Below are 5,604 nucleotides of genomic sequence, written 5' to 3'. Positions count from 1 at the left end.
TTTCTTCGACCATGGTGTCCCTCGGCGGTGGCGTGCCGCGACACCGCTGTGGGGTGACGCCTCGTTCGCCTCGGTGGCGCCCGCCCTCCGCAGTGGGTGTGTCGTCGCGGCGGTGCGATCGGCTTCGATCGGCATGCCCATCGAAGCGGCCGCGTCCGCCCCGTTCACCGACGGGCAGTGGCTGCTCTCCCACAACGGGATCGTGGATCGGTCAGTGCTGCCGCTCTCGTCGGTTGCCGAATCCGTCGTCGACAGCGCGCTGCTGGCCGCGCTGATCTTCGAACGCGGGCTCGACGCGCTGGGCGACACCGTCGCCGAGGTCGGTGGGTCCGATCCCAATGCTCGACTGAACATCCTGGCTGCCAACGGTTCTCGGTTGCTGGCCACCACGTGGGGTGACACCCTGTCGATTCTGCGCAGGGACGACGGCGTGGTGCTGGCCAGCGAACCCTACGACGACGATCCTCGTTGGCAGGACGTGCCCGACCGCCACCTCGTCGAGGTCACCGACGCGGGTGTCCAACTGATTCCACTGAAAGGATCGTCATGACCGTCTCACTCGCCAACTATCTCGCCGCCGACGCCGCCGTCCAGGCGCTGCGGCACGACGTGCGCGAGGGTCTCACCGCGTCGCCGAAGTCATTGCCGCCCAAGTGGTTCTACGATTCCGTCGGCAGCGAGCTGTTCGATCAGATCACCCGCCTTCCGGAGTACTATCCGACCCGGGCCGAGGCGAACATCCTGCGTGCCCGCGCGGCTGCCATCGCCGAGGCATCGGGTGCCGACACTCTGGTGGAACTCGGCAGTGGTACGTCGGAGAAGACGCGCCTTCTGCTCGACGCCCTGCAGGAGGCCGGGTCGCTGCGGCGATTCATCCCGTTCGACGTCGATGCGACGGTGCTCGAGTCGGCAGGTGCGGCGATCGAAGCCGAATATCCCGGTGTCGAGATCGACGCCGTCTGCGGGGACTTCGAAGAGCATCTCGGCAAGATCCCGCTGGTCGGCCGCCGTCTGGTCGTGTTCCTCGGGTCGACGATCGGCAACCTCACCGCAGGCCCGCGAGCCGATTTCCTCGCCGCGCTGTCCGACAGCCTGCAGCCCGGCGACGCCCTGCTTCTCGGCACCGACCTCGTCAAGGACGTCGAGCGCCTGGTGCGGGCGTACGACGATGCCGCGGGCGTCACCGCGAAGTTCAACAAGAACGTCCTCGCCGTCGTGAACCGTGAACTCTCGGCGGACTTCGACATCGACGCGTTCGACCACGTCGCCAGGTGGAACCCCGACCAAGAGCGCATCGAAATGTGGCTCCGCGCAAGCAGTCCGCAACGCGTGCGGATCGACGGCCTGGATCTGACCGTGGACTTCGCCGCCGGCGAGGAGATGCTCACCGAGGTGTCCTGCAAGTTCCGGCCCGAGGGCATCGCCCGAGAGCTGGCCGCGGCCGGACTGCGTCGGATCGACTGGTGGACCGACGACGCCGGCGACTTCGGACTGTCACTCGCCGTCAAGTGACCCTCGACGAGGAATGGCGCTCGGCTCGCCCGCCGACGGCGGGCGTCCACCTGGATAGCGCGGCCTGCTCACGGCAGTCCTTCGCCGTGATCGACAGCGCGAGCGCGCATGCCCGCCACGAAGCCGAGGTCGGCGGGTACGTCGCCGCCGAGGCCGCCGCACCCGTGCTCGACGCGGGTCGAGCCGCCGTCGCGGCGCTCACGGGTTTCGCCACCGGTGACGTCGTATTCACTACCGGCTCCACTCACGCGCTCGACATCCTCCTCGGCGACTGGCGGGGGCCTCGAACGCTGGCCTGCTTGCCTGGGGAGTATGGCCCCAATCTGCTGGCGATGACCCACCATGGCTTCGCCGTCACGCCGCTACCCGTCGATGCCGACGGCCGCCTCGAGATGGATGGCGCGGCGGAACTGCTCGCGGCCGATCCGCCTGCCCTGGTTCACCTCACCGCGCTCGGCAGTCATCGCGGTATCGCGCAGCCCACCGCGGCGTTGGGTGCGGTTTGCCGCGAACACGGCATCCCGCTGATCGTGGACGCCGCCCAGGCCTTCGCACACCTCGACTGTGCGGACTTCGGTGCCGCCGCGACGTACTCGTCGTCGCGCAAGTGGACGGCGGGCCCACGCGGCGTCGGTGTGCTCGCCGCACGCAGCGGGCTGTTGAGCGACGAGATGCTGGGCCGACTCTCGGACGTGGAAGCGAACGTTGCTGCCCAAGTTGGGTTTTCCGTCGCGATCGGTGAGCACGTGGCGGCGGGTCCGAGGCAGGTCCGAGGTCGGCTGGTCGACGTCGGCGCGATGACTCGCACTGCGCTGGCGGACGTCGCAGGCTGGCAGGTCGTCGAGCCGGTCGACGAGCCAAGCGCCATCACCACGCTGCTCCCGCCCGAGGGTGTCGACCCGCAAGAGGTCCGGGCACGCCTCATCGCCGAACACCGGATCGTCACCACCTACGCCGGCGTCCAACGCGCGCCTCGGGAGATGACGCGACCCGCGCTTCGGGTGTCGCCACACGTCGACGTCACCGCCGAGGACCTCGAGATCACCGCGGCGGCCCTGGCGTCGGTGAGCGCTGTTTCCTAGCTCGCCTTGTGCGCCGTCAGCAAGAAGGCGGGCATCTTCATCCGACCCTTGTCGTCGTGGTCGTGAGGCGGCAGCTGGAACGGGGCGTTGGGTCCCGACGGCATGTTGGCGTGGATGAAGGCGGGGCGGACCTCGTCGATCTCCCAGTACTTGCCAACTGCCGCACGCAGTTCCGCCTCGTCGACCTCGTTGGGCTTCTGCTCCAACTCGGCAGGAAAGGCGCCCTTGGCGAAGACCAGGACGTAGTAGGCGGCACCGGGCGCGGCCGCTCGGTACACCGACTGCTGGTAGCCGTCGCGACCGTCGACCGGCAACGAGTGGAACAAAGTCGAATCGATGATCGTGCTGAATCTGCCGTCGAAGCCGGTGAAGGTGGTGATGTCGTCCTGCACGAAGGTTGCGTTCGGCAGATTGCGCTCCGCGGCGGCCTTCGTGGCGGCCGCCACCGCCGTCGGCGTCAGCTCGATGCCGACCACGGTGTAGCCGTCGGCAGCCAGCGCCAGTGACAGCTCCGCGTGCCCGCAGCCGGCGTCGAGCACGTCGCTGCGGACCTTGCCCTCGGCGATCAGCGCCGCCAGCTCGGGCTGTGGCTCACCGATGTTCCATGGTGGCGGCCCGTCGAACTCGCCCTCTTCGCGGTATGCGCTGTCCCAGTCGATGACGTTGGAGTCGTTGGATTCAGTCATGAATCCAACGTACGCGCCGCCCGTGGACTTGGGCTCTCACCCTTTCGTCACTGAGATCGTCGCCCGGTAGTCCTCCAGCGAGATCGCATCATCCGGGGTTTGCGGATACGGGTCGAGCGACGTGAGTGTGACGGTGTAACCGAGCACTCGACCCGCCGAAATAGTCTGGCCTGGAGCGGGATTGGTGTTGAACTCCAGGGTCTTCGGCTCGCGTCCGTCGGGTTTGACGAGAACCGCCACCCGTGCCTGTCCGGTCCAAACGCATTCGACGCGTTCGGGGCAGCGCGAGTCCTCGAGGACGTCGGTGAAGCGCACGCGGAGCCCCTCGCCGGTGATCGCAGCCTCCTGCCCGCCGGCGAGGGCAAACGGCTGGCCCAGATCGAACGAGACGGGATCGGCCCACGCGTGATCCGCCTGGCAGCCGGCCAGCGCCAGCAGCAACGACAACGCCGCTGCGCGCCATGCCCTCGTCACGACGGGCCGTCCCAGGTATGGACCGGTTCGTTGCTGTGCATCCGCTCGCAATACAGGCGCAGCATCTCGGCGAGCGCCTGCGGCCGAGCCAACCCGCGCTCCTGCAGGGCTTGGACCGTCTGCACCTGCCACACCGAACCGTTGCGGCCGCACTTCGCCCGGCCCTCGATGACGCCGAGGAAGCGGTCGCGAACGTCCGGGGCGACACCCCACCTGTCGAGTCCTTCGTGAGCGAGCGGGAGCAGTTCGCGCAGCACCAGTTCGTCGGGCGTCACCTCGCCGAGCCCTGGCCAGTACAGCCGAGCATCCATCCCGCCGCGGGCAGCCGCGGTGAAGTTCCGTTCCGCCGCAGCGAAACTCAGCTTCGACCAGACCGGTCGCTCGTCGTCGGAAAGGGCACGCAGCGCGCCGTAGTAGAAGGCCGCATTGGCCAGCATGTCCACCACCGTTGGGCCGGCAGGCAAAACCCGGTTCTCCACCCGCAGGTGTGGGCGACCGTTGACCACGTCGTAGACGGGACGGTTCCAGCGGTAGACGGTGCCGTTGTGCAGCCGCAGTTCGGGCAGCGTCGGCGTCCGGCCTGCGGCCAACTCGGCGACCGGATCCTCGTCGGACACCTCGGGCAGCAGCGAGGGGAAGTACCTGACGTTCTCCTCGAACAGGTCGAAGATCGACGTTATCCACCGTTCGCCGAACCACACTCGCGGCCGTACGCCTTGAGTCTTGAGTTCCTCGGGCCTGGTGTCGGTCGCCTGCGCGAACAGCTCGATGCGGGTCTCGGCCCATAGTTCGTGGCCGAAGAAGTAGGGGGAGTTCGCGCCGAGTGCCAACTGCGGTCCGGCCAATACCTGCGCGGCGTTCCAGTTCCTGGCGAAGTCGGCAGGCGACACCTGCAGGTGTAATTGCATACTGGTGCAAGCAGATTCGGGCGCAATCGAAGCCGACTGCAAGGCAAGCCGTTCGGGCCCGCTGATGTCGATCATGATGTCCTCGCCGCGAGCGGTGAAGATGGAGTCGTTGAGCGCCTGGTATCGCGTCGACTCGCTCATCCAACCCGCCGACAGATGCTCGGGCATCAGGGTCGGCAGGATTCCGATCATCACGATGTGCGCGCCGTCGGCGTTGGCCTTGGCCTCCGCGGCGTTGAGGCTGGCGCGGACCTCACCCTCGAGTTCGACACTCGAGCGGCCACCCAACGGTCGCGGTGGCACGTTGAATTCGATGTTGTAGGCACCCAATTCGGTCTGAAACGCGGGATCGGCGATCGAGGCGAGTACCTCGCGGTTGGTCATCGCGGGTTGGTAGTCGGCGTCGACGAGGTTGCACTCGATCTCCATGCCCGTCAGCGGACGATCGAAGTCGAAGCTCGACTGGGCGAGCATTGTCTCGAAGACGTCCAGGCTGAGCTGGACCTTCCTTCGATACTGAAGCCGGTGCTCCCGGCTGTACTCGGTGTGCGTGACCTCGTCACCCATTCCGCGAGCTTATCGACGCGAGGCCACCACGACCTGAGGACTGACAAGACCGCCGCGAAGCTCGAGGATGATGGCCGGGTCGGCATGTTCCGCCAGGGCCCGCAGCGCCGATGGGCTATAGCTCCGCAGTGAACTGATCAGCCCGTCGTGAACGAACGGAACGAAGGGGACGAACGGAAGCATCGCCGCAAGTCGCAGCAGGTGTAGCGGAGCCGGCGGTCGGGGCAGGTCGATGATCAGTAGTTTGCCGGCGACGCGGGTGCCCTCGGCGATCACGCGCGACGCCAGTGCGGGCGGCAGGTGATGGAACGACAACGCGAAGACGGCGAGGTCGAATGCGCCGTCGGCCGCATCGATGTCGGTGGCGTCCATGAT

The 5,604-nt window shown here is 67.4% G+C and carries 6 protein-coding genes and 1 pseudogene; 3 read left to right on the top strand and 4 right to left on the bottom strand.

The genetic code is table 11. The annotated features are described in order from the left end of the window. The 3 genes from QOD90_RS24475 to egtE all read left to right on the top strand — a co-directional run. The coding region (locus tag QOD90_RS24475) for a class II glutamine amidotransferase domain-containing protein (RefSeq protein WP_526353942.1) at positions 1-550 on the top strand (550 nt) is incomplete at its 5' end. Beyond that, the gene (gene egtD / locus QOD90_RS24470; protein WP_526353940.1) at positions 547-1,512 is read left to right on the top strand and encodes an L-histidine N(alpha)-methyltransferase; all 966 of its coding nucleotides are present in this window, start codon (positions 547-549) and stop codon (positions 1,510-1,512) included. The genes QOD90_RS24475 and egtD, both read left to right, overlap by 4 nt. Beyond that, positions 1,509-2,594, top strand: coding sequence for an ergothioneine biosynthesis PLP-dependent enzyme EgtE (egtE, locus tag QOD90_RS24465; RefSeq protein ID WP_526353938.1), 1,086 nt, complete (start codon positions 1,509-1,511; stop codon positions 2,592-2,594). The genes egtD and egtE overlap by 4 nt, the downstream gene beginning before the upstream one ends. On the opposite strand, the gene QOD90_RS24460 is transcribed toward egtE, so the two are convergent. From QOD90_RS24460 to QOD90_RS24445, 4 genes and pseudogenes are all read right to left on the bottom strand, one after another. Next, the gene (locus QOD90_RS24460; RefSeq protein WP_526353936.1) at positions 2,591-3,280 is read right to left on the bottom strand and encodes a class I SAM-dependent methyltransferase; all 690 of its coding nucleotides are present in this window, start codon (positions 3,278-3,280) and stop codon (positions 2,591-2,593) included. The genes egtE and QOD90_RS24460 overlap by 4 nt on opposite strands. Positions 3,281-3,316: 36 nt before the next feature. Further along, positions 3,317-3,754, bottom strand: coding sequence for a hypothetical protein (locus QOD90_RS24455; protein ID WP_526353934.1), 438 nt, complete (start codon positions 3,752-3,754; stop codon positions 3,317-3,319). Further along, positions 3,751-5,229, bottom strand: a complete 1,479-nt coding sequence (locus QOD90_RS24450; protein WP_526353932.1) for a glutamate-cysteine ligase family protein — start codon at positions 5,227-5,229, stop codon at positions 3,751-3,753. Before QOD90_RS24450 ends, QOD90_RS24455 begins: the two co-directional genes overlap by 4 nt. A 9-nt stretch (positions 5,230-5,238) precedes the next feature. Continuing rightward, positions 5,239-5,604: pseudogene (locus QOD90_RS24445) on the bottom strand (methyltransferase type 11); the annotation flags it as partial.

The sequence above is a fragment of the Mycobacterium sp. genome (assembly GCF_032161845.1).
Taxonomy (GTDB): Bacteria; Actinomycetota; Actinomycetes; order Mycobacteriales; family Mycobacteriaceae; genus Mycobacterium.
The sequence above is the reverse complement of the archived record's forward strand: the minus strand, read 5'-3'. Positions and strand labels throughout refer to the sequence as shown.